The 22,122-nt window shown below is 71.6% G+C and carries 22 protein-coding genes; 16 read left to right on the forward strand and 6 right to left on the reverse strand.

Annotated elements, in window-relative coordinates; translation table 11 throughout:
- The first annotated feature begins 161 nt into the window (after positions 1 to 161).
- The 3 genes from AAHG09_RS04225 (at position 162) to AAHG09_RS04235 (ending at position 4,531) form a co-directional block, all read left to right on the forward strand.
- Entirely contained in the window at positions 162 to 1,871 is a 1,710-nt protein-coding gene (locus tag AAHG09_RS04225) for a methyl-accepting chemotaxis protein (RefSeq protein ID WP_342105607.1), read from the forward strand.
- 195 nt (positions 1,872 to 2,066) lie between these two features.
- A complete protein-coding gene (locus AAHG09_RS04230; protein WP_342105608.1) occupies positions 2,067 to 2,906 on the forward strand; it encodes a substrate-binding domain-containing protein in 840 nt (279 codons plus the stop codon).
- Positions 2,907 to 3,148: 242 nt separating this feature from the next.
- Complete coding sequence (locus AAHG09_RS04235; RefSeq protein WP_342105609.1) at positions 3,149 to 4,531, forward strand: RluA family pseudouridine synthase; 1,383 nt, start codon at positions 3,149 to 3,151, stop codon at positions 4,529 to 4,531.
- Here AAHG09_RS04235 and AAHG09_RS04240 read toward each other — a convergent pair.
- The gene (locus AAHG09_RS04240) at positions 4,498 to 5,211 is read right to left on the reverse strand and encodes an alpha/beta fold hydrolase (protein WP_342105610.1); all 714 of its coding nucleotides are present in this window, start codon (positions 5,209 to 5,211) and stop codon (positions 4,498 to 4,500) included. The two genes, AAHG09_RS04235 and AAHG09_RS04240, sit on opposite strands and share 34 nt — an antisense overlap.
- Positions 5,212 to 5,474: 263 nt before the next feature.
- Between AAHG09_RS04240 and AAHG09_RS04245 the strand changes: the two genes are divergently transcribed.
- From AAHG09_RS04245 to AAHG09_RS04260, 4 genes are all read left to right on the forward strand, one after another.
- A complete protein-coding gene (locus tag AAHG09_RS04245; protein ID WP_342105612.1) occupies positions 5,475 to 5,894 on the forward strand; it encodes a hypothetical protein in 420 nt (139 codons plus the stop codon).
- Between the two features lie 58 nt (positions 5,895 to 5,952).
- Complete coding sequence (locus AAHG09_RS04250) at positions 5,953 to 6,618, forward strand: HAD-IA family hydrolase (protein WP_342105614.1); 666 nt, start codon at positions 5,953 to 5,955, stop codon at positions 6,616 to 6,618.
- Positions 6,619 to 6,837: 219 nt separating this feature from the next.
- Positions 6,838 to 7,629 (forward strand): ATP12 family chaperone protein, encoded by a 792-nt coding sequence (locus tag AAHG09_RS04255; RefSeq protein ID WP_342105615.1) that lies wholly within the window; start codon positions 6,838 to 6,840, stop codon positions 7,627 to 7,629.
- A 229-nt stretch (positions 7,630 to 7,858) separates the two neighbouring features.
- Positions 7,859 to 8,026 (forward strand): hypothetical protein, encoded by a 168-nt coding sequence (locus tag AAHG09_RS04260; protein ID WP_342105616.1) that lies wholly within the window; start codon positions 7,859 to 7,861, stop codon positions 8,024 to 8,026.
- Between the two features lie 19 nt (positions 8,027 to 8,045).
- On the opposite strand, the gene AAHG09_RS04265 is transcribed toward AAHG09_RS04260, so the two are convergent.
- Positions 8,046 to 8,537, reverse strand: coding sequence for a glutathione peroxidase (locus tag AAHG09_RS04265; protein WP_342105617.1), 492 nt, complete (start codon positions 8,535 to 8,537; stop codon positions 8,046 to 8,048).
- A gap of 216 nt (positions 8,538 to 8,753) precedes the next feature.
- Here AAHG09_RS04265 and AAHG09_RS04270 point away from each other — a divergent pair, with 216 nt between their 5' ends.
- Positions 8,754 to 9,014: a DUF6894 family protein gene (locus AAHG09_RS04270; RefSeq protein WP_342105619.1), complete on the forward strand. Its 261-nt coding sequence runs from the start codon at positions 8,754 to 8,756 to the stop codon at positions 9,012 to 9,014.
- A 2-nt stretch (positions 9,015 to 9,016) separates the two neighbouring features.
- Here the strand turns inward: AAHG09_RS04270 and AAHG09_RS04275 are convergent, their stop codons facing one another.
- Positions 9,017 to 9,550, reverse strand: coding sequence for a hypothetical protein (locus tag AAHG09_RS04275; protein WP_342105620.1), 534 nt, complete (start codon positions 9,548 to 9,550; stop codon positions 9,017 to 9,019).
- 123 nt (positions 9,551 to 9,673) lie between these two features.
- Between AAHG09_RS04275 and AAHG09_RS04280 the strand changes: the two genes are divergently transcribed.
- Entirely contained in the window at positions 9,674 to 11,062 is a 1,389-nt protein-coding gene (locus tag AAHG09_RS04280) for an aminotransferase (RefSeq protein WP_342105621.1), read from the forward strand.
- Positions 11,063 to 11,086: 24 nt separating this feature from the next.
- Here AAHG09_RS04280 and AAHG09_RS04285 read toward each other — a convergent pair whose 3' ends face one another.
- Both AAHG09_RS04285 and AAHG09_RS04290 read right to left on the reverse strand, forming a co-directional pair.
- The gene (locus AAHG09_RS04285) at positions 11,087 to 12,406 is read right to left on the reverse strand and encodes an HlyC/CorC family transporter (protein ID WP_342105623.1); all 1,320 of its coding nucleotides are present in this window, start codon (positions 12,404 to 12,406) and stop codon (positions 11,087 to 11,089) included.
- Between the two features lie 60 nt (positions 12,407 to 12,466).
- Positions 12,467 to 13,957 carry a hypothetical protein gene (locus tag AAHG09_RS04290; protein WP_342105624.1) on the reverse strand — a complete coding sequence of 497 codons (1,491 nt, stop codon included), beginning with the start codon at positions 13,955 to 13,957 and terminating at the stop codon, positions 12,467 to 12,469.
- Between the two features lie 347 nt (positions 13,958 to 14,304).
- Here AAHG09_RS04290 and AAHG09_RS04295 point away from each other — a divergent pair, with 347 nt between their 5' ends.
- The 7 genes from AAHG09_RS04295 (at position 14,305) to AAHG09_RS04325 (ending at position 21,642) form a co-directional block, all read left to right on the forward strand.
- Entirely contained in the window at positions 14,305 to 14,703 is a 399-nt protein-coding gene (locus AAHG09_RS04295; RefSeq protein WP_342105625.1) for a DUF3775 domain-containing protein, read from the forward strand.
- A 489-nt stretch (positions 14,704 to 15,192) separates the two neighbouring features.
- Positions 15,193 to 16,011, forward strand: coding sequence for an App1 family protein (locus tag AAHG09_RS31885; RefSeq protein ID WP_412759999.1), 819 nt, complete (start codon positions 15,193 to 15,195; stop codon positions 16,009 to 16,011).
- A gap of 126 nt (positions 16,012 to 16,137) precedes the next feature.
- Positions 16,138 to 17,274 (forward strand): alpha/beta hydrolase, encoded by a 1,137-nt coding sequence (locus AAHG09_RS04305; RefSeq protein ID WP_342105626.1) that lies wholly within the window; start codon positions 16,138 to 16,140, stop codon positions 17,272 to 17,274.
- 148 nt (positions 17,275 to 17,422) lie between these two features.
- Positions 17,423 to 17,680: a hypothetical protein gene (locus AAHG09_RS04310; RefSeq protein WP_342105628.1), complete on the forward strand. Its 258-nt coding sequence runs from the start codon at positions 17,423 to 17,425 to the stop codon at positions 17,678 to 17,680.
- A gap of 53 nt (positions 17,681 to 17,733) precedes the next feature.
- Positions 17,734 to 18,900 (forward strand): MFS transporter, encoded by a 1,167-nt coding sequence (locus tag AAHG09_RS04315; protein ID WP_342105629.1) that lies wholly within the window; start codon positions 17,734 to 17,736, stop codon positions 18,898 to 18,900.
- A gap of 105 nt (positions 18,901 to 19,005) precedes the next feature.
- On the forward strand, positions 19,006 to 21,201 hold the full coding sequence (locus AAHG09_RS04320; protein ID WP_342105630.1) for a primosomal protein N': 2,196 nt from the start codon (positions 19,006 to 19,008) through the stop codon (positions 21,199 to 21,201).
- Positions 21,202 to 21,279: 78 nt separating this feature from the next.
- Positions 21,280 to 21,642 (forward strand): SpoIIAA family protein, encoded by a 363-nt coding sequence (locus AAHG09_RS04325; RefSeq protein ID WP_091719129.1) that lies wholly within the window; start codon positions 21,280 to 21,282, stop codon positions 21,640 to 21,642.
- Between the two features lie 6 nt (positions 21,643 to 21,648).
- On the opposite strand, the gene AAHG09_RS04330 is transcribed toward AAHG09_RS04325, so the two are convergent.
- Positions 21,649 to 22,038 carry a hypothetical protein gene (locus AAHG09_RS04330; protein WP_342105631.1) on the reverse strand — a complete coding sequence of 130 codons (390 nt, stop codon included), beginning with the start codon at positions 22,036 to 22,038 and terminating at the stop codon, positions 21,649 to 21,651.
- Between the last annotated feature and the right edge of the window lie 84 nt (positions 22,039 to 22,122).

Below are 22,122 nucleotides of genomic sequence, written 5' to 3' on the forward strand. Positions count from 1 at the left end.
GCATCGGAGCTGAATGGCCGTCTGATCTGATCTCCTATTCGCTGCGATAGTTCGTCGATAGTTTGATAGAGCCTCATTTCCGTCAGAGTGGATTGTGGTTGATGTGGCCAAAGCGAGACGTTAATTGATTTGGCAAATCAGCCAACGGTGCAGGTTCATTCATGGGACTGAATTTTAATTCCCTCGGTTGGGGGTCTTTCTTAAGTCTGAGAAAGGTGATCGTCGGATCGTTCGTGATTCTATTTTTTCTTGCAATGAGCATCGGGCTTTTCGCGATCACGCGGGTTCGACTGATCAATGACTCGGCGCAGTCGGCCTTGGGTGAAATCGACGCGGTGGCGAATCTGGGCCTCATGAACGAAGTCAGCCAGGAACTCCGCGCCCTGGGTGTTCTCGCCCACAGCGCCCGCGGGGAAGCGGAGGCTCGTCGTTACGCGGCGCAACTTCAGAAGGCGCAGGAAGTCTTCTCCGCCGCCTGGAGCCGCTACGCACCGACCGTGTCCGGCCCGGAGGAGCAGGCACTCGCACACCGCCTTCGGGAGGCGTGGCAGCACTTCCTCGCGATCCAGAGTCAGGTTTCGGCCCTCGACCGGGCCGGTGAACACGCCCTCGCCGACACAGTCGTGTTTGGGGCCTTCGGCAAGGACGCGGACGCGTTCCGCACGGCGGTGCATGCGGTGCTCGCGCACCGGGAGGCGCGGGTGGCCGAGCGGAGCGCGGCGGCTGATGCGGTGGGCCGGACGTCCACCCTCTCGGTGACCGTCGCGCTCGGCTTGGCGGCGCTCCTGACCCTGGTGGTCAGCGTCTTCGTCGTCCGCAGGGTGGCGACGCCGATCATGACGATGACCGGCGTGATGCGGCGCCTGTCGGATAACGAGCTCGATGTCGCCGTTCCGGGAGTCGGCCGCGCCGACGAGATCGGAGCCATGGCGGGGGCCGTGCGGGTGTTCCAGGACAACATGCAGCGCGCCAGGATCCTGGAGCGCGAGGCGACCGAAGCCCGTCGGCAGGCCGAGGAACGGAGCCACCAAGCCATGGTCGAACTGGCCGGTCGCTTCGAGACGGCGGTCGGCGGGATCGTGACCGCGCTCTCGACGGCGTCCGCGCAGCTGCGCAAGACGGCCGAAGCGATGACGGGGATCGCCAGTGAGACGGCGGGGCAATCGACCGCCGTGGCGAGTGCGGCCGAGCAGGCCACGGCCAACGTCAAGATGGTGGCCGCGGCGGCTGGAGATCTCGAGATGTCGGTCCGCGATGTCGGCCGTCAGGCCGAGGTCTCGTCCGCGATGGCCGGCAGCGTCGCCGGGGAAGCCGCACGGACCACCTCGCTGGTGCAGGCCCTCAGCGGTGCGGCGTCGCAGATCGGCGACGTCGTCGGCATCATCGCGACGCTGGCCAAGCAGACCAACCTCCTGGCCCTGAACGCGACGATCGAGGCCGCCCGGGCCGGGGAATCCGGGCGCGGGTTCGCCGTGGTCGCGTCCGAGGTCAAGGCGCTCGCCGGCCAGACCGCCGCGGCGACCGACGATATCGCGCGCCAGGTGGCGACGATCCAGGGATCCACGTCCGAGGTCGTCGTGGCGATCACGGGGATCACGACCCGCATCCAGGAGATGAGCGACGCGGCAGCGTCGATCGCGGCGGCCGTCGAGGAGCAGAACACCGCGACGCAGGAGATCGCGCTCAACATCAGCCAGGCGGCGACCGGGACCGGGGAGGTCACGGCGACGATCACCGGCGTCGCGAGCCGGGCGCAGGAGGCCGGCTCCGCCGCCGCGCAGGTTCTGGAGGCGGCCAACGCGCTGTCGGGCCAGGCCGAGCAGCTGGGGAGCGAGGTCGACCGCTTTCTCCGCACCATCCGGGCTGCCTGAGCGCCGCTGCCTACGCCACCGCGGCGGCCGACGGTGATCGACCGCCGCCTCGATCGATTCGGAGAGACACGCGCAATGATTTCGAAAGCTCGACCTCGCGCCGCCCGCCTTCTGGGCGCGCGGCTCATCCTGCTCCTTCTGATCGCGCTGGGTGGGGGGCCAATCCCCGCATCGGCTGCCACGATCGGTGTCTCGATGGTGCCGCCCGTCGCATTCTTCCAGTTCCTCCGTGACGGAATCCAGGAGTGGGCGAAGACCCATGCGGGTCTGGCCGTTCGGTTCGCCCATGCGGAGACCGGAGACGGCGCGAAGCAGATCGAGCAGGTCAAGGCGTTCATCCGCGAGAGGGTCGATGCGCTGATCATCCTCCCCGTGGAGGCTGCGGCCACGCAGGAGATCACGCGCCTCGCGCAGGAAGCGGATATCCCCCTGGTCTACGTGAACAACGGGCCGCGCGAGGATTGGTTTGCCGGGCGCGTCGCCCTCGCCCTGCCGAACGACCTCGTGGCCGGACGGCTGCAGATGACCATGCTGGCCCAGATGCTGAACGGAAAGGGCCGGATGGCGATCATCCGGGGGCCGGCCTCCCATTCGGCCTCGGCCCTGCGCACGCAGGGCGTGAAGGAGGTTCTGGAGGACTTCGCCGGCATCACGGTCGTTGCGGAAGAGGCCGCGGACTGGGACCGCAAGCGGGCCGCCGCCCTCGTCGCGCGGTGGCTGGCCGGGGGACGGAAGATCGACGCGATCGCCGCCAACAACGACGAGATGGCGATGGGGGCCGCGGACGCGCTCGAGGCCGCCAAGATCCCGCGGGACCAGATCCTGATCGGCGGCGTGGATGGGACGCATGACGGGATCGGCGCCATGGAGGGACGGCGGATCCATGTGACCGTGTTCCAGGATGCGACCCTCGAAGGGGGACGCGCCGTCGACGATGCCGTGAAGCTGATCCGCCGCGAGCCGGTCCAGCAATACGATTGGATTCCGTTCGAGCTCGTCACCGACAAGACGTTGCTGCGCTACGTCAAGTCATGAGCCGGTGGAACGCGCGCGGCCAAGCCGCCGCCCGGTGATCGCCGCGCGGTGATCGCCGCGCCCGGGGGCCGGCTGCCGGCCCTTGGGTGGCGGATCGAGTGGACCGCTTCGCCCCCGCGCCTTTGCCGCTGCGCGCGGGCGGTGCTACAGCCGGGCAACCCCCCTCGATCCGGACCGTCCGCGACGCTGCGGCTTGCACGGCAGGACGCGCCGTCTCGAACGGGGACGGGCCTCGGCAGATCATGACGACACGACCTCCCAATCGCGGCGGCCCGAAGGGGCGAAAGCCACCGGCGGGTAAATTCTCAGGCGGCCGGTCAACGGCGTCCGGCCGCGCCGGCACGGGCCCGCGCACCAGCGCGCGGGACGCGGCCGAGCGCGCCGCACGCAACCGCGGCGACGATGCCGGCGCGCGCGATCCTTGGGGCGGCGCGGGTCCCGCCGCCGCACCGGCCCGGCCTTCGAAGTCCGGCCCGGTTCCCGGCAAGGCGCCGGTCCGCCGCGCCGCGGCCGCGCCACGCGACACAACGGCTCCGCAGCGGCCGAATCCCGCGGCGCGGCGCCCGGAGACGCCCGCCCCGGGCCCGACCCGGCGCGAGCAGCGGGCCGCCGCCTCCGCGACCCTCGCCTCGGGGGTGCAGACCCTGACGGTCGAGGCCGACGAGGCCGGCATGCGGATCGACCGGTTTCTCACGGCCCGCTTTCCGCTGCTGCCCTTCACCCGGGTGCAGAGCATCGTCCGCAAGGGCGAGCTGCGCGTCGACGGCAAGCGCGCCAAGCCCAACGACCGGCTGGAGCCCGGCATGAGCGTGCGCGTGCCGCCGCTGCGCCTCGAACAGCCCTCGGAGCGCCCGCGCAACGCCGCCCGCGAGCAGGACGACGCCGAATTCATCCGGTCGCTGATCCTCTACGAGGACGCCGACATGATGATCCTCAACAAGCCCTTCGGCCTCGCGGTCCAGGGCGGTTCGGGGACGGTCCGGCACGTCGATGGCCTGCTGGCCGCGTTGACCGGCCCGGACGGCCAGAAGCCCCGCCTCGTCCACCGGCTCGACAAGGACACGGCGGGCTGCCTGATCGTGGCCAAGACCCGGCTCGCCGCCGCAACGCTCGCCAAGAGTTTTCGCTCGCGCGCGGCGCGAAAGATCTACTGGGCGCTCACCGCCGGCGTGCCGCGGGTCCGCCAGGGACGGGTCTCGACCTACCTCGCCAAGGAGGAGCCGACCGACGCCGATGCGCGGATGCGGGTCGCCAAGCACGGCGACGAGGGTGCGAGCCACGCGCTGACCTACTACGCGATGGTCGATCAGGCGGCCCAGAAGCTGTCCTGGCTGTCGTTCAAGCCGGTCACCGGCCGCACGCACCAGCTGCGCGCCCACGCGGCCCATATCGGCCATCCGATCGTGGGGGATCCGAAGTACTTCTCGGTCGAGAACTGGGAGCTGCCCGGCGGCATCCAGAACCGCCTCCACCTGCTCGCCCGGCGGATCGTGATCCCGCACCCGCGCACCGGCAGGCCCGTGGACGTCAGCGCCCCGCTGCCGCCCCACATGGCCCAGAGCTGGAACCTCCTCGGCTTCGACGCCGCCCGCTACGACCCGATCGTCGAGGCGCCGGAGGCCTGAGCGCGAAGCCAGGGCACGATCACCGCCGCGAGGGCGGCGGGGGTTTCCAGCGGCAGCATGTGCCCCGACCCGTCGATCACCGCGAGGATCGCGCCGGGAATACCAGCCTGGAGCTCGCGCGCCTCCTCGAGGCTGCGCAGGGCATCCTGCGCGGCCGCGACCACCAGGGTCGGGCAGGTGATCCGGCCGAGGTGTTCGCGGTCGGATTCGCGGGCCTGCCCGGCCTGACGCAGGAAGACCGCGCCGCCGAGCCGGTCGCCCATCGCCCGGATGCGCGCGATCAGGGCGGCGTCGTCCGCACGCGCCGGATGCACCGATTGCAGGATCGCGCTGCGGCTGAGCCCGGCGAAGCCCCGGTGGCGCACATGGGCGACCGCGGCGGCCTTCCGCTGCGCCTGGGCCGGCGTATCGGCCCGGGCCGAGGTGGCGATGAGCACGAGGGCGCGGACCCGGTCCGGCACGCCGCGGGCGATCTCCCGGGCCACGTAGCCGCCCATGGAGAAGCCCACCAGGGCGAATCGGTCCGGCGCTTCCGCGATCGCCCGGTCGGCCAGGGCGCCGATCGTGGCGTCCCTGCTGGGATCGCCGTGCGTGATCGGGCCGACCTGCGCGAGGTCGTCGGCGAGATCGGACCACAGATCGCGGTCCGTCATGAAGCCCGGAAGCAGCAGGAGATTCATCGCCGATCCCGCGTCGCATGGCCCGGCCGCGTTCGCGACCGGGCCATCTCCGGTGAAACGCGGATCACGATCCGGATGTCGCCCGGGGTCTCGTGTCTTGCCCTCAACTTGGCAAGGGGCGTCTTGGCAAGGGTGAGTCTTAAGACGCTGAGTCCCGGCGCGCTGCGTTTGACAAGGTCTTGGCAAGCGGAGGCGCCGCCTCATATGCTGCCCGGCGCCGCCGATCCGTCGCGGCTCCCTTCCCCGGCTTGAGACCCTGACGCATGAAGCTCGCGATGCTGGCCTGCCTCGCCGCCCTGTGCCTCGCCGGGCCGATCGCACAGGCAGCCCCGGGCGAGGCGTCCAAGGCGGCGAACGGCGCCAAGCCGGCAAGCGGCGTCAAGCCGGCCGAGTCTGCCACGCCGCATCCGGCCCCAGCGCCCGGCGAGGCGGCCGCGCCGGCCCGGCAGGGGACGAGCGCCCGGGTCGAGCGCCGCCGCCGCTCCTACGCGGCCTGCAACCGCGCCTCGCATCAGCGCGGGCTGCGCGGCGGCAAGCGCCGCCGCTTCCTGATCCGCTGCCGCCTCGGCTACGAACGGACCCGCGGGCAGGCAGGCCAATCCGCCGGTCAATCCACGGGACAGGTCGGCGGTCAGCCGGGTCAGCCCGCCGGGCAGCCGGTACAGCCGGGCCGGAAGCCGTGACCCGGTCCGGCTGCGCTGCATCCCGATCTATCGGCCCCGCACCGGCCCGATGCCGGCCATGAGGCTGGTGGTCTTCGATGTCGATGGCACGCTCGTCGACAGCCAGCACCTGATCGTCGCGGCGCAGGGTCTCGCCTTCGCGGAGAACGGTTTGCCTGCCCCCGGGCGACGGGAGGCCCTGTCGGTGGTGGGCCTCTCGCTGCCGCAGGCGTTCCGCCGGCTCGTCGGCGAAGAGGGGCCGGTCGCCGAGCTCTCCGAGAGCTACAAGCTGGCCTACAACCGGCTCCGGCTCGATCCCGCCTACGAGGAGCCGCTGTTCCCCGGCATGGCCGATCTCCTGGCCCGGCTCCGGGAACGCGACGACGTCTTGATCGGGCTGGCGACTGGCAAGTCGCGGCGCGGCGTCGACCGGCTCGTGGCGCATCACGGCTGGACCGACTGGTTCGTGACGACCCAAAGCGCCGACGACGCGCCGTCGAAGCCCGATCCGACCATGCTTCAGCAGGCCATGGACGAGGCCGGCTGCCCGCCCGAGGCCACCGTGATGGTCGGCGACACCACCTACGACATCGCCATGGGCGTCGCGGCCGGTGCCGAGGCCGTCGGCGTCGCCTGGGGCTATCACCCGCCCGAGGCGCTCTACGGGGCGGGCGCCGCCGTCGTGGTGCCGAGCGCCGGCGCGCTGGAGGCCCGGCTCCTCGATGCCGCGGCACCGCGTCCCTGAGACTGTGCTTTGCCGGAGCGCGGGTCGCACCAATCCTGGTTTTGGAAGGGCGTGCCCTTTCGCGGGTCCAGGGCAGAGCCCTGGTGCCGGACTTGGTCCGGTGCCGGACTTCGTCCGGTGTCGGGCTTCGCCCTCACAACCCACCAAAGGGCTCGAGCCCTTTGGAAACCCGGATCCGGAAGGCTCGCACGCGGACCCGGGAAGGCCTATCTCGCCCCCATGAGCGATGAGACGACAGACTGGCTCGGCCACCCCCGCACCGACGAGACACCCGATCCGGTGCGGGCCGCCCGCGGCCACGCCAAGCCCGCCCTGCCCCGGCGGTTCTACACGGAGGCCGGCTTCGCGGAGGATCCGGACGGGTTCCGGCTGACTCTGGACGGCCGCCCGGCCAACACGCCGGCCCGCAACCCGCTGCGGCTGCCCACCCGCACCCTGGCCGAGCGCGTCGCGGCCGAGTGGGCGGCGCAGGAGGAACAGATCGATCCGGCCCGGATGCCCCTGACGCGCATCGTCAACACGGCCATCGACGGCGTCGCGCCCCGGCTGGAGGCGGTCGCCGCCGACCTGTGCGCCTATGCCGGCACCGATCTCGTCGCCTACCGGGCGGGGGATCCGGAGCGGCTGGTGGCGGCGCAGGCCGCGGCCTGGGACCCGATCCTGGCCTGGGCGCGGGAGACGTTCGGCGCCCGGGTGATCCTGAGCGAGGGCGTGATGCACGTCACCCAGCCGCCCGACACCGTGCGGGCGCTCTCCGACGCGGTGGAGGCGGTGACCGACCCGTTCCGCCTCGCCGGCCTGCACACGCTGACGACCCTGACGGGCTCCCTCCTGATCGCGCTGGCGGTGCTCGAGGGTCGCCTGACGGCCGCCGAGGCCTGGGCCGCCGCCCATGTCGACGAAACCTATCAGGCGGAGGTCTGGGGCCGCGATGCCGAAGCGGAGGCCCGCCTCGAAGCCCGCCGCGCCGAATTCGAGGCGGCGGCCGAACTCGTCGCGCTCCGGCGCTGATGCGGCCGATGCACCCGCGCATCAATCCGAAACGCGCTGGCCGCCGGTCCATCCGTCGGCTGACACCGCACGGGGACTGATTCAAGGTCCGGAACGCATCGTGTTCGGATCGACCATGGGCATCGCCGAGCCTCTGCAATGCGGGTTCGAGCGTGAAATGTTCGCGCTCATGACGCGTATGCGGTCGCGCGGTGAGCGTCGCGATCGCTAGGCAGTCTTCAATGCCTTGATGGATCTTGAAGGCCGTGCATTCGCCGGGGGCGCCTCCACCCTGACCTTGCCCAGGCTTGCGGAAGCCCGCTTCCTCTCCGGGATCCTGCGCGAGGCGGTGCGGCCCCGCCCGATCACGTCCCTGCGGACGGTGCTGCGGATGTGCGGGGCCGCCACGGGACGCTGACGGGCGCTGGACCAGCGCATCAGGCCGGCGCGGAGAGCGCGGCCTGAACCGTCGCCTCCAGGGCGGCCGGCTTCGTCCCGGGAGCGTATCGGGCGATGACCCGGCCGTCGCGCCCGACCAGGAACTTCGTGAAGTTCCACTTCACCGCCCGCGTGCCGAGCAGCCCGCGGCGGGCTTGGGTGAGATGATCGTACAGGGGCTCGGCCCCCGATCCGTTCACCGCGACCTTCGCCAGTACGGGAAAGCTGACATCGTATTGCAGGGTACAGAAGCGCGCGATCTCGGCGGCGTCGCCGGGCTCCTGGGCGGCGAACTGGTTGCAGGGGAAGCCCAGGATCGTCAGGCCCGCATCCCGGTACCGCCGCCAGAGCGCTTCGAGCCCCTCGTATTGCGGGGTGAAACCGCAGCGCGAGGCTGTGTTCACGATCAGGAGCACCTGCCCGCGATGCTGCGCGAGGGGATAGGGTGATCCGTCGGCAGCGGTGACGCTGTAATCGTAGACCGTGGTCATGGGGGATCTGTCGGGCAAACCGCTCCGGTCCGCAAGGTGCGCGGTGGCGTGTGCCGCGGGCCGGGCGCCGCAGCGGATCGGCCCGTAAATCTAATGTGGATTGTAGCGGCAGGGAAGCTTGATCGGTATAAATCCGCCAATCGCAGTACAGGGTTCGGCACAGCTGCGAGTGAGGGTTGATCGCGCCCCCTGCCTAGACTTTATCCGGGTCATTTGATGCCGCGCTTCCACTTCCATGTCCATGATGGCTATTCCGCGATGGACACGGAGGGGACCGAGCTCCCGGACCCGCAGGCGGCCCGGCTCGAAGCGATGCGGATCGCCGGCGACATCCTGAAGCATGACGCCCATCGGGTCGCCCTGGGCGAGGACTGGCGGATCGAGGTGACCGACGCGACCGGCCTCATCCTGTTCCAGATGACCTTCCTGGTGGTCGAGTCCCCCGTGATGCGGCGCGCCGCCGAGTTGGAACGCTGAGCTCAGGCCGGGACCTTCTCCACGTCGAAGCTCGGCCCCTGCGGCGTCATCCGCTCCCGCGAGACGATGCGCTCCTCGGCCGAAACGACCCCGAGACTGACGTCGCGGTCCGGCAGCACGACCGTCGTGGTCTTGTTCACGTGGACCAGCACGTGCCGGCGCAGCGGCACCGAGGCCGCGGCCCAGCGCTTGAGCTGTCCGTAATAGGGCTCGCGCCGCCACGCATTGGCCTGCCCGGGATCGACCTGCACGTTCATGTTGCGGCTGATCGGATCGAGGGCGAGCACCATCTTGGCGCGATCGGGCTTCCATTCCGGCCCGAGCCAGCTCTCCGTCATCCAGAGGCAGTGGAAGGCGCGGCAATGGTCGGGGCGGGTGGCGTGGATGGCGCAGCCCTGCCCGGCCTTGGTGTGGCGGCACCATTGGCCGGCCACGCTCTCGACCGCCGGCACGTCGTAGACCTTGCAGCAGAGCGTGCAGGCCCCGCAGGCGCGGCCGGGGGCGGGCTGGGCGACGAAGGCTTCGGGATTGAGCATGGGGCGTACAGCGCGTCCGGCATGCATCCGACAACGGCCGGAGGCGGGTCCGCCGGGCTACCTGCCGGTGCATCGGGTCGGTAGTGTGGCGGCGGATCCCCTCGCACGAGGACCTTGCGACCGATGCTCTCGAATCTCGCGACCCGCGACGTCGAAACCCTGCTCCACCCCTACACCAACCTGTCGACGCACCGACAGACGGGCCCCCTGGTCCTGGAGCGCGGCGCGGGCGTCCACGTCTACGACACGGAGGGGCGCGCCTATATCGAGGGCATGTCGGGCCTGTGGTGCACGGCGCTCGGCTACTCGAACGCCGAACTCGTCGAGGCCGCGCAGGCGCAGATGGCGCGCCTGCCCTTCACCCATCTGTTCTCGGGCCGCAGCCACGATCCGGGGATCGAGCTCGCCGAGACCCTCAAGGAGCTGATGCCGGTCCCGACCTCGAAGATCTTCTTCACCTCGTCCGGGTCGGAGGCCAACGACACGCAGGTCAAGCTGACGTGGTACTACAACAACGCGCTTGGCCGGCCGCACAAGAAAAAAATCATCGCGCGGCAGAAGGGCTATCACGGCGTCACGGTGGCGAGCGCCTCAATGACCGGCCTGACGGCCAACCACGCCGACTGGGATCTGCCGCTGCCGGGCTTCCTGCACGTCTCGGCGGCCCATCATTACCGGGGCGCCGAGCCGGGGGAGAGCGAGGAGGCCTATTCGGCCCGGCTCGCCGCCGAGCTGGAGGAGACCATCCTGCGCGAAGGCCCCGAGACGGTGGCGGCCTTCATCGCCGAGCCGGTGATGGGCGCGGGCGGGGCGATCGTGCCGCCCCGGGGCTATTTTGCCGCGATCCAGGCTGTGCTGGCGAAGTACGACGTCCGGCTGATCGCCGACGAGGTGATCTGCGGCTTCGGCCGGTGCGGCACGTGGTTCGGCAGCGAGGCGCTCGGCGTCCGGCCGGACTCGATCTCCTTCGCCAAGGCGCTGACCTCGGCCTACATGCCCCTCGGCGGCGTCAGCATCGACGAGCCGCTCTACGAGGCCCTGATCGGACAGAGCGAGAAGCTCGGCACCTTCGGCCACGGCACCACCTATTCCGGCCACCCGGTTGCCGCCGCGGTGGCGCTGAAGGCGATCGAGATCTATCGGCGCGACCGGATCATCGAGGGCGCGGCCGAGAAGGCGCCGCACTTCCAGCGCCGCCTCGCGGCGCTCACCGAGCACGACATCGTCGGGGAGGCCAACGGCATCGGGCTGATCGGCGGCCTGGAGATCGTCGCCGACAAGGCGAGCAAGCGGCAATACGACCCGAAGAAGGGCATCGCGGCCCGCTGCGTGGCCTTCGCGCAGGGCGAGGGGCTGATCGTGCGGGCGCTGGCCGGCGACCGCGTCGCCGTCTGCCCGCCGCTGATCATCGCTCCGGACGAGATCGACGCCCTGTTCGATCGCCTCGGCCGGGCGTTGGACCGGACCCGCGACTGGATCCGCGCCGAGGGTCTGGAGGCGATGCCGGGGTAATGGGTTCGAGCCGGCGCGGCGCCCTCACACCGCGCCGCGCTGCGGCTCCGCCGTGCTCGCCTGCACCCCCGTCGCGGCCAGCGGCGTGATCCGCAGGGTCGTGATCCGGTTCTTGGCCTTCCGGATCACCTGGAAGCGGAAGCCGTGGAAGTTGAAGGCCGTGCCCTGGTCGGGGATGGTCCGGGCCTCGTGGATCACGAGGCCCGCGATGGTGGTGGCCTCGTCGTCGGGCAGGTTCCAGTCCATCGCCCGGTTGAGGTCGCGGATCGGCACGCCGCCGTCGACGTTGACCGAGCCGTCCCCCTGCGGCCGCACCCCGGTGACCGTGACGTCGTGCTCGTCGGCGATCTCGCCGACGATCTCTTCCAGGATGTCCTCCAGGGTCACCAACCCCATCACCTCGCCGTACTCGTCGACCACCAGGGCGAAGTGGGTCTTCTTGGTCAGGAATGCCTTGAGCTGGGCGCGCAGCGAGGTCGTGCCGGGCACGAACCACGTCTCCAGCGCCAGCGCCTCGACCTTGAGGCCCGAGGCGTCGCCCCCCGCGGCGTCGAGCGCCCGCAGCAGATCCTTGGCGTGAAGCACACCGACGATGTTCTCCGGCGTGCCGCGCCACAGGGGCATCCGCGTGTAGGGCGAGGAGAGCACCGCCCGCACGATGTCCTCGGAGGGCTGGTCGGCGTCGATCGCCCGCATCTTGGTGCGGTGGACCATCACGTCCGAGACCGTCAGGTCCGACAGGTCGAGGAGGCCGCCCAGCATGTCGCGCTCGGCCTTGGCGACGCCGCCCTCCCGGTGCATCAGCGCCACCTGCCCGCGCAGCTCCTCGGCGGCGGTGAGGATCGATTGGTGCGCCCCGATGGTGACGCCGAAGGGCTTCAGCATCAGCCGCACCAGCTGCTCGATGGCGATCGCCAGCGGTCCCATGACGGCCACCGCGAAGGCGACCGGGCGGGCCGTGACCAGGGCGGTCTGGTCCGGTTTGGAGATCGCGAGCGTCTTCGGCAGCACCTCGGCGAAGACGATGACCAGCACCGACATGCCGACGGTGGCGTAGATCACGCCGCTCTTGCCGAACAGGGCGGTCAGCACGCTCGTGGTGAAGGCCGAGGCGCCGATCGCCACGATGTTGTAGCCGATCAGCATGGCGCCGATGAAGCGCTCGCGGATCGCCAGGATGCGGTTGACGATCGCGGCGCGCGGATCGCCCGCCTGTTCCAGGGCGTGCATCCGCGCCCGTGAGGCGGCCGTGAACGCGGTCTCGGCCCCCGCGAAGAAGGCCGAGAGCAGGAGCGAGATCACCACGATGCTCGCGGCGAACCACAGGTCGATTTCGGTATCCATCGGTTCCGTCAGGCCCGCCTCAAACGGCGATTCAGCCGTCCATATAGCGGCTCGCGCCGCTTATTGCGCGCCGATCCGCCGGACCGTCCACGTCGCCCAGTAGACCGGGCGGCCGTAGAGGCTCGACGTGTCGCGGCCCGAGGCGGTCGGGGCGAGCCGGTCGAGCCAGGTCAGGAAGCCGGCCTTGTTGGGATAGATCGACGGCGTGTCGAGGTTCCCTTCCGCGTCCGTCATCCAGAAATGGGCGCTCCGGTCGAAGCGGCCGCTGCCGTCGCCGCCCGAGCGCAGGCCGAGATAGGCCGGCGAGCGGCCCGCCTCCACCGGATCGGCGTAGAGCTTGAGGGCGCCGATCCCGTCGAGGTTCAGGTCGGCGGTGTATTGCAGGCAGATATCGGCCACCGGGCCGCCCGGCGCGTTGGCCGGACGCTGGCAGGTGTAGGACACCGCCCAGCGCTGCATCCCCTTGGCGCGGGCCACCCGCACGAGGCTCCCCGGCGGCAGCGGCCCGGCGAGCTTCTTTGCGACGGACCAGACCTTCGGGCCGGCCAAGTCCTGGGCGGTGCGCAGGTAGAGTGCGGTGCGCCGCTTCTCGGGGGCGAGGCCGCAATCCTCCGGCAGCACGTCGGTATAGACGTAGTGATAGGTGCGATCGACGATGCTGATCGAGCCGGCGAGGCCGTGCGTCTCGAAGGCCGGCGCCGTGCAGGCCGAGGCCACCGGCTTGCCGGCCTCGTCGATCACCGGCGCGGGGTTGGGTGGATCGCTCCGCCCGCGGCCGGCCTTCGTGCCGCCCTTGGGCTCGAACGGCGTCCAGGCGAGCCCGTAGCCGTCCGCGGCGCGGGTGCGGATCTCGAAGCTCTGGAAGTCGAGGGTGCGGGCCTCGATCTGGACCCGGCGCCGGACGTCGGCCGGCCCCGGTCCCGCCTCGTCCGGCTCGGCCCGACGCCGCCCGCGCCGTCCCGACGGCTTCGCGTCATCCGACGTGGCGGCCACGCCCACCCGCTCCTGCCCGAGCAGGAAGACGTAGCTATAGGCCTCGCCCGCCCAGTCGCGGCCGGCGATGGCGATCGGGTCGCGCGGGCCGATCCCCTCGGCGGCGGGTGTCGGCTCCGACCAGCCGCGGGACCGCGCGCGGACCTCGGGCAGATCGACCCAGAACCGGTCGGCCGACGGCGGCAGCGTCGTCACCAGCGCCTCGAAGGTGCGGCCCGTGCGCAGGGACCCGCCGTCGCGGCTGTCCGTGGCGCGCCGCTCCGGGCAGGGCTCCTCGCGGCCGGATGCGGCCGGGGTCTGGCCCTGGAACACGGCCTGGATCGGCCCGGGCGCCTCGGTGCGGGGGAGCCTCAGGATCTGCACGCCGCGCACGAAGGCGCAGGGCGCGGGCGCGATCAGCACGCCCTCGGCCTCCGAGCCGTCCCGGCAGATCTCAAGGCCGCCGCCCCCGGTGACGTAGCAGCTCGGCGCGCTGCCCTCGAAGCCCGCGGACCGCGCCGCCGCGGGGTCCGGCGCGAACAGCGCGCCGGCCGCCAGGGCGCCGAGGGCCGGGAGCACCGCAAGCGCGCGCCTGGACCTGCAGTGATAGGCTTGGAGATCGACGGTATCGGCGGGCGATGGGCCGGCAGTCTTCTGAAAAACCACGTCTATCGCCAGGTTTGTCCGGTCATCGAAGAAGTCTCCCAGGCTCTAACGCACGGCCATCGGGCCGGGAAGGGGCGCGAACCACGCATGCACCGTTCGATGGACATGGTTCGACGGGCCAGGTTCGACGGGCCAGGTTCGACGGGCCAGGTTCAAAGGGCCAGGTTCGATGGTGATGGGGCGAACCCGGCGCCCGCTCGCCCGTTGTCGCGGCTTGAGGGCCCCGCGGGCCCCCCGTTTCAGCGTCCGGAGAACAGCGCATGGATATCGCCGTCGAAACCGTCACCGACATCGTCATGCGGCTGCGGGCCATCGAGGTGAAGGAGGGCAACACCGATCCGGATTCGGGCTCGAACCCGATCGACGACGGCTCCACCGACGTCCTGATCTCCGGCACCGACGACGCCACGGAGGAGGAGGTCCGCGGCATGATCGGCGGGCTGGACGACGATGCCCGCGCGGAGCTGCTGGCGCTCCTCTATATCGGCCGCGGCGACATGGAGCCGGAGGAGTGGGGCGAGGCGGTCCGCTTCGCCCGGGAACGCGAGGCCGCGGGGGACGGCGCCGTGAAGGAGCTGCTGGGCTCGCCCGATGCCGGCGACCTGCTGGAGGAGGGCCTCGACGTCCTGGGGCTCAGCCCCGAGCTTCCCCAGGCCTGATCGACCGCCGCCGTGGCGACTCGGGTGGCCTCCCGCGTGCGCAGGGGCGCCGGCAAGGCGCTGCGCGTCCTCGTCCGGCCGGTGCGCCGGGCGCAGGGGCATGGCGGCAAGGGCCGCGGCGGCCTCGTGGTCGAGCCCTATCGCGGCTACGGCTCGCGGGAGGCGATCTTCCTGATCGGCCGGGTGTTTCGCCAGTCCCCCGGGACCCCGGGGGAGGATCCGGACTCCCTCCGGGCGCAGTGGCGCGATCTGCGCCGCCGCATCGCCCGGCGGACGGTGGCGGGGGCCAGTGTCTCCGCCCGGTTCGGCGGGGCCGCGGTTCAGGTCGAGACCGACCAAGACGGCTACTTCCGCGTGCACCTGCATCCGTCGAGCCCCCCGGCCGAGCCCGGGGCATGGCATGCGGTGAACCTCGTCCTCGAGAGCGAGCCGCCAATCCCGGCGGAGGGCGCGGTGTTCATCCCGCCCGAGCATTGCCGCTGCGTCGTGGTGAGCGACATCGACGACACGGTGATGCGCACCGGCGTCGCCAACAAGCTGAAGATGCTCTGGCGGCTGTTCGTGGAGGATGCCGAGAGCCGGGTCGCCTTTCCGGGCGTCGCCGCCCTGTACCGGGCCCTGCATGCGGGCGCGGGCGGTACGGAGGGCAACCCGATGCTCTACGTCTCCCGGGCGCCCTGGGGCCTCTACGAGATGCTGTCGGAATTCTTCCAGCGGCACGGCATCCCGGCGGGGCCTGTGCTGTTCCTGCGGGAATGGGGCCTGTCCTGGACGCATCCGCTCCCGCGCCGGGCGACCGATCACAAGCAGGCGCTGATCCGGCACATGCTCGATCTCTACCGCGACCTGCCTTTCGTGCTGATCGGCGACAGCGGCCAGCACGATCCGGAGGTCTACGCGCAGATCGTCGAGGAGAATCCCGGGCGGGTGCTCGCGGTCTACATCCGCAACGTGTCGCGGAATGCGACCCGCATCGAGGAGATCGTGCGCTTGGCCGACGCCGTCGCCCGGGCGGGGTCGAGTTTGGTGCTGGCCGCCGATAGCGTCGCCATGGCCGAGCACGCCGCCGCGATCGGCCTGATCGCCCCCGAGGCCGTGGCCGGCGTCGCCGACGAGCACGCCGCCGACGCCGAGACCGGTCCGCGGCGCGAGACCGCCCGGATCACGCCGGACCCCGCCGGCCCCGCGGCGGGGGACCCGATCGCGCCGGAGGCGATCGCCGACGCGCTGTCGGGCGATGGGATGGTGCCGGCGACCCTTGTGGTCGAGCCGCCGAATCCGGCCACGCTTCCGCGCCTCGACGCCTGAACGCGCGGCCGCGAACGTCATCCCGACCCCTGGTCCGGCGCGATCCGTCCCATACCCTCCGTCCACGCGCAGCCGGCGCCCGCCGAGACGGGGTTCGCAGACCGGGCTGCCGCTGGAGGAACCGAGATGCGCCTGAGCCTGTCCGCGCTGCTGTTGATCGCCTGCGGCACCCATGCGGCCTTCGGGCAGGCCGCGCCCTCCCCGGCGCCCTCATCCGCGCCCGCAGCCGGGGCCGATCGCCCGTTCGCGCAACTGGAAGCCGAGATCGGGGCGGCCAATGCCGCGCCGGGTCCGCGGACGGTCCCGGCCAAGGTCGTGCCGGTGCCCGATACGGTGAGCCCGCAATTCCGCACGGCCGTGGCGGCGCCCTACCGGGTGCCGGCCTGGAACGCGAACCCGCCGGACGCCGCGGCCTGGAAGGCGCTGGTCGACAAGCTCGCCGCCGCGGGGGCCGCCGCCCTCCCCGCCCTGCGCGAAAAACTCGGCGTCACCAGCGAGCCCGCGGTGATCGGCGGCGTGAAGGCCTTCGTGATCCAGCCCCGGCAGATGCCCGAGGCCAACCGCAACCGGCTGCTCCTGAACATCCACGGGGGCGGCTACGTCTACAATCCCGGCGAGGCCGGCACGCTGGAGGCGATCCTGATGGCCGGCCTCGGCGGCTTCAAGGTGATCGCGGTGGATTACCGGATGCCGCCCGACGCCCCCTACCCCGCCGCCATGGACGACGCGACCGCGGTCTGGCGCGCCATGCAGACCATGCAGAAGCCCCAGAACATGGCGGTGTTCGGCACCTCGACCGGCGGCGGCATGACCCTGGCCCTGATGCTCCGCGCCAAAGCCGAGGGTCTCGCGCTGCCGGCCGCCATCGGCCTCGGCACGCCCTGGTCCGACATGACCGAGACCGGCGACAGCTACCGGACCAACGAATGGATCGACAACGTCCTCGTCAGCTATTCCGGCTACCTGACGCCGGCCGCCAAGCTCTACGCCGCCGGCCGCGACCTGAAGGATCCGCAGCTCTCCCCCATCTACGGCGACTTCACCGGCTTGCCCCCCGCGCTCCTGCTCACCGGCACCCGGGACCTGTTCCTGTCGAACACCGTGCGGACCCACCGGAAGCTGCGCGCGGCCGGGATCGAGGCCTCGCTCCAGGTGTTCGAGGGGATGTCCCACGCCCAGTACCTGTTCACGCCCGATGCGCCCGAAACCAAGGAGGCGTTCGGCGAGATGGCGCGGTTCTTCGACGCCCATCTGGGCCGCTGAAGAAGCGATTTCGGCACCGGCGGGGCGCAGGCCTCACGAAATGGTGCAATGCAGCATCGCGATCGGGAGGGTTCACATCCTGGCCGCGATGCCTAGGTTCGGGCGCTCGCATGCTGGTCCATGCCTTGGAATCCGCTGGAGCCCAACCGTGCAAACCTACACCCTCGCCATCGCCGATGGCGTCCTGTTCGCCTGCCTGCCCGACGAGGCCGACATCACGGCCGCGATCACCGACGCGACCGCCACGAATTACGGGTTCGGCCTCAGCCTCGACATCGTCCGCGGGGCGACCCTGACCGATGCGGCAGGGCCCGAGGACGAGGTCGTCTGGCAGGAAAGTCCCGACAGCGAGTTGCTGGACGCGCAGGGGCGCCGCTACCGCTTCGCGGTTCGCCGCCCCTGCTGACGGATTCGTTTCGGCCCTGACGCCGGGGCCCGCACCGGTGCTACGCTCCGCCGATGGGGGCGGACACGATCAGCGCAGGGTGGAGGGGCGGCCTAGCCCGCTTCCTCATTCTCTATGGCACGCTCTACGGAGCCTACGGTGTCCTCTCGCCGATCCTGCCGGGTTTCCTGGCGGCCCGCGGCCTCGACCCCGGCGCGATCGGACTCCTGCTCGCTGCCGCGGGTGCTCTGCGCCTCGTCGTCGGCCCCCTGGCCGGGTCCTGGGCCGACCGGCGGCAGGCGGCCCGCCCCATCCTGGCGGCGAGCCTCGCCGTGGCGGGCCTCGCGGTCCTGGCTCACCTGCCCGGTGCCGGGTTCGCGCAGCTGATCGGGCCGGGCCTGCTCTACGCGGCGGGCACCGCTGCCCCCGCCCCGCTCGCCGACGCGCTGGCCCTCGCCGCCGCGCGCGGCGGCGCGGCCTTCCAGTACGGCTGGGTCCGCGCCGCCGGCTCGGCGGCCTTCATCGCGGCGTCCGCGACGGCGGGCTGGCTGATCGCGGCCCTCGGCCTCCCGGCGGCCCTATGGGCCAGCGGCGTCCTGTTCCTCGCCGCCTCCGCGGCATCCCTCGCCCTGCCGACCCGCCGGACCCAATCGGCAACCGTCGAACCGCCCTGGCGGGGATTCGCCGTACTCGTCGCGCTCCCGCGCTTCCGCCGCACGGTGCTGGCCGCCGCCCTGGTGATCGGCGCGCATGCCCTGCACGACGGCTTCGCGATGATCCTGTGGCGCTCGGCCGGGATCCCGGCCGGGGTCGCGGGCCTGCTCTGGTCGGTCTCGGTCGCGGCCGAGGTCCTCGTCTTCCTGCTGGTCGGGCCGCCCCTCCTGGCGCGGATCGGCCTCCCGGCCGGCATCGCGGCGGCGGCCTGCGCGGGCGCGCTCCGCTGGGCGGTGCTGGGCGCGACCGTCTGGGTGCCGGCCCTCGCCGCCGCCGAGGCGCTGCACGGGTTGAGCTTCGCGCTCCTGCACCTCGCCTGCCTCGGCCTGATCGAGGAGACCACGCCGCCGGAGCGGCGCGCCACCGCGCTCGCCCTCTACGGGACCCTCGGCCTCGGCCTGTCCGGCGTGCTCGCGACGCTGGCCTCGGGCTGGCTCTTCGGCGCCTTCGGGGCGAAGGCCTTCTGGGCGATGGCGGCCCTGAGCCTTGCCGCCCTGCCGCTGGTGCCCGGCCTTCGGACGCGCTGAAGCCACAGCTTGGGTGTGCATCGTCTTTCTTCCGAAAGCCGGAAACCACCTATCGGGACAATGCTGTATGGTACAGACCCGGAACGGAGCCGCCGAAACGCCCTGATGCCGTCTGTCGCCGAGATCCTGATCCCGCTCGCCCTCGACACGCCCTACAGCTACGTGGTCCCGGTAGGGCTGGACCTCGCGGCGGGCGACGTGGTCCAGGTGCCCCTCGGCCCGCGCGAGATCGTCGGCGTCGTCTGGGGGCTCGCCGAGACCGCCGGCGGCTCGAACCTGCGGCCGGTGACGGGCCGCCTGCCCTATCCGCCCCTGTCGGAGCCGCTGCGCAGCCTCGTCGACTGGATCGCCCGCTACACCCTGGCTCCGAAGGGCTCGGCCCTGTCCATGGTGCTGCGCCTGCCCGACGAGGCCAACGCCGCCGAGACGATCCGGGTCGCGGTCCGCATCACCGACAAGCCCCCGTCCCGGCCGACCGCCGCTCGCACCAAGGTCCTGGCGGTCGCCGCCGACGGCGCCCTGCGCGGCAAGAGCGCCCTCGCCAAGGAGGCCGGCGTCTCCGCCTCCGTGGTAGACGGGCTGATCGACGACGGCGTCCTGGAGACCGTCGCGGTCGAGCCCGAGCCGGTCGCCCCGCGGCCCGATCCCGACTTCCCGCGGACGCCGCTCTCCCCCGCGCAGGGCGGGGCCGTCGATGAGCTGCTGAAGGGCTTCCCCTGGCACCAGCCTCCCGGCGAGGCAGCGGCGGCCGCCGACCTCCGGCCGGTCCTGCTTGAGGGCGTCACGGGCTCGGGCAAGACCGAGGTCTATTTCGAGGCGGTGGCGGCCTGCATCCGGGCGGGGCTCCAGGCCCTGATCCTGATGCCCGAGATCGCGCTCACCGCGCAGTTCCTCGACCGGTTCGCGGCGCGCTTCGGGGTGCGGCCGGCGGCGTGGCATTCCGGAATCGGCGGCAAGCGGCGCGAGCGGCTGCGCGCCGCCGTCGCCGAGGGGGAGGCGCTCGTGGTGGTCGGCGCCCGCTCGGCCCTGTTCCTGCCCTTCGCGCGCCTCGGCCTGATCGTGGTCGATGAGGAACACGAGACCGCCTACAAGCAGGAGGACGGCGTCCACTACCACGCCCGCGACATGGCGGTGGTGCGCGGGCGCCTGGAAGGCTGCCCGGTGGTGCTGACCTCGGCGACGCCGGCCATCGAGACGCGGGTGAACGCCGCGCGGGAGCGCTACCGGTACGTGCTGCTGCCCGAGCGCTTCGGCGGCCGGAAGATGCCCGACATCGCGGCGATCGACATGCGCCGGGACCAGCCCGAGCGCGGACGCTTCCTCAGCCCGCCGCTGGTCAACGCGGTCAAGCACACCCTGGAGCGCGGCGAGCAGGCGCTGCTGTTCCTCAACCGGCGGGGCTATGCGCCCCTGACCCTGTGCCGGGCCTGCGGCCATCGGTACCAGTGCAAGAACTGCTCGACCTGGCTGGTGGAGCACCGCTTCCGTCGGGCCCTCGTCTGCCACCAATGCGGCTACGCCGAGCGCCGGCCCGAGGCCTGCACCGAGTGCGGCACCTTCGACAATCTCACCGCCTGCGGCCCGGGGGTCGAGCGGATCGCCGAGGAGGCGGCCGAGGTGTTTCCGGGCCGGCGCATCGTCGTGCTGTCGAGCGATTTTCCGGGGGGGGCCGAGCGCCTGCGGCAGGAGCTCGACGCCGTGGCGGCCGGGGAATGCGATGTCGTGATCGGCACGCAGCTCGTGGCGAAGGGCCACAATTTTCCGTTCCTGACGCTGGTGGGCGTGCTCGACGCCGATATCGGCCTGACTTCGGGTGATCCCCGGGCGGCGGAGCGCACTTTCCAGTTGCTGCAACAGGTTACCGGTCGGGCCGGGCGCGGCGAGAAGCCCGGCCGGGCACTGGTTCAGACCTATCAGCCGGACCATCCGGTGATCGCGGCGCTGCTGTCGGGGGATGCCGAGCGGTTCTACCAGGAGGAGATCCAGGCCCGCGAGGCGGCCGGCCTGCCGCCCTTCGGCCGGCTCGCGGCGCTGATCGTCTCGGCGAGCGACCGCGCCGTCGCGGAGGCGCACGGGCAGGCGCTGGCCCGCGCCGCCGATCCGCCGGAGGGCGTGATGGTGCTCGGCCCCGCCGAGGCGCCGCTCGCCCTGGTGCGGGGGCGCTACCGCTTCCGGCTGCTGGTGAAGACCGAGCGCAACGTCGATCTCCAGGGCTACCTGCGGGCTTGGCTCGCCCGGGGGCCGAAGGTGCGCGGCAATGTCCGGGTCGCGATCGATGTCGACCCCCAGAGCTTTTTGTAGGAGACTCGTCTACACGGGCCGCGGACCCCGGGCCGGAGACCGGCTCCGGGGCGCGGGCGATTCCCGGAGGAGCGATCAGTGCTGACCTACACCAAGACGCCGGATTCGAATGTCGCCGAGATCGTGGTCGACGGGAAGATCACCGACGAGGAGATGAACGCGGCGATGACCGCCATGAAGGCCGACCTCGACAAGGGCGGCAAGATCAAGCTGCTCGAGGATATCCGCGCCTTCGAGGGCATGGAGCCCGCGGCCTTCTTCAAGGACCCGCGCTTCGGCATCTCGATGATGAAGAGCATCAGCCACGTCGCCCTCGTCACCGACGCGCCCTGGCTGAAGGCCCTGGCCGAGACCTTCAACTTCGTCTCGCCGACGCAGATCAAGGTGTTCGAGCGCGCCCGTCTCGAAGACGCGCGCAACTGGCTCGCCGCGGCGGCCTGAGCGGACTTACTCGGCCTGCGCGGTGCGCGTGTTGCTGCGCCGCGCGGTCCAGTGGCCGGAGCAGAGCGACGAAACCTTCCAGGTGCCCGCGCCGGTTCCGGCCAGCAGGCGGCCGGTCCCGGTGCCGGTCGCCGTCCCGTTGCTGACGCTCAGGCCCACGAGGCCGTCGGCCCCGACATGCCCGTTCACCCGGACGCCGGCACTGCCGGAGACGAGCTGCACCTGCCCTTCGCGGATGGCGAGGGCGTAATTGTAGCGGGCGCTGCACAGGCCGCTCTCGGTCACCAGTTCCACCGCCCACGTGCCGTTATGCGTGCCGGGTTCCGCGAACGCGGCGGCACAGATCGGCAGGGACAGGCCGGCGGCGAGGGCCGCGAGGGCGATGGACTTGAGCATGCGGGGTTCGTCTTTCAGCGGTTCAGGTGCCGCGCGGGGCAGCACGCAGAATCGTCGATCGAGGATGACTCCGCGCTGAACGCG

The organism is Methylobacterium guangdongense (genome assembly GCF_038442355.1).
GTDB lineage: Bacteria > Pseudomonadota > Alphaproteobacteria > Rhizobiales > Beijerinckiaceae > Methylobacterium > Methylobacterium guangdongense.

Coding starts and splice junctions, on each gene's coding strand:
- AAHG09_RS04235 (WP_342105609.1), top strand. CDS start 3,149: ATGACGACACGACCTCCCAATCGCGGCGGCCCGAAGGGGCGAAAGCCA.
- AAHG09_RS04305 (WP_342105626.1), top strand. CDS start 16,138: ATGCGCCTGAGCCTGTCCGCGCTGCTGTTGATCGCCTGCGGCACCCAT.
- AAHG09_RS04230 (WP_342105608.1), top strand. CDS start 2,067: ATGGTGCCGCCCGTCGCATTCTTCCAGTTCCTCCGTGACGGAATCCAG.
- AAHG09_RS04280 (WP_342105621.1), top strand. CDS start 9,674: ATGCTCTCGAATCTCGCGACCCGCGACGTCGAAACCCTGCTCCACCCC.
- AAHG09_RS04250 (WP_342105614.1), top strand. CDS start 5,953: ATGAGGCTGGTGGTCTTCGATGTCGATGGCACGCTCGTCGACAGCCAG.
- AAHG09_RS04260 (WP_342105616.1), top strand. CDS start 7,859: ATGGATCTTGAAGGCCGTGCATTCGCCGGGGGCGCCTCCACCCTGACC.
- AAHG09_RS04330 (WP_342105631.1), bottom strand. CDS start 22,038: ATGCTCAAGTCCATCGCCCTCGCGGCCCTCGCCGCCGGCCTGTCCCTG.
- AAHG09_RS04285 (WP_342105623.1), bottom strand. CDS start 12,406: ATGGATACCGAAATCGACCTGTGGTTCGCCGCGAGCATCGTGGTGATC.
- AAHG09_RS04245 (WP_342105612.1), top strand. CDS start 5,475: ATGAAGCTCGCGATGCTGGCCTGCCTCGCCGCCCTGTGCCTCGCCGGG.
- AAHG09_RS04315 (WP_342105629.1), top strand. CDS start 17,734: ATGGGGGCGGACACGATCAGCGCAGGGTGGAGGGGCGGCCTAGCCCGC.
- AAHG09_RS04320 (WP_342105630.1), top strand. CDS start 19,006: ATGCCGTCTGTCGCCGAGATCCTGATCCCGCTCGCCCTCGACACGCCC.
- AAHG09_RS04295 (WP_342105625.1), top strand. CDS start 14,305: ATGGATATCGCCGTCGAAACCGTCACCGACATCGTCATGCGGCTGCGG.
- AAHG09_RS04275 (WP_342105620.1), bottom strand. CDS start 9,550: ATGCTCAATCCCGAAGCCTTCGTCGCCCAGCCCGCCCCCGGCCGCGCC.
- AAHG09_RS04265 (WP_342105617.1), bottom strand. CDS start 8,537: ATGACCACGGTCTACGATTACAGCGTCACCGCTGCCGACGGATCACCC.
- AAHG09_RS04270 (WP_342105619.1), top strand. CDS start 8,754: ATGCCGCGCTTCCACTTCCATGTCCATGATGGCTATTCCGCGATGGAC.
- AAHG09_RS04225 (WP_342105607.1), top strand. CDS start 162: ATGGGACTGAATTTTAATTCCCTCGGTTGGGGGTCTTTCTTAAGTCTG.
- AAHG09_RS04255 (WP_342105615.1), top strand. CDS start 6,838: ATGAGCGATGAGACGACAGACTGGCTCGGCCACCCCCGCACCGACGAG.
- AAHG09_RS04240 (WP_342105610.1), bottom strand. CDS start 5,211: ATGAATCTCCTGCTGCTTCCGGGCTTCATGACGGACCGCGATCTGTGG.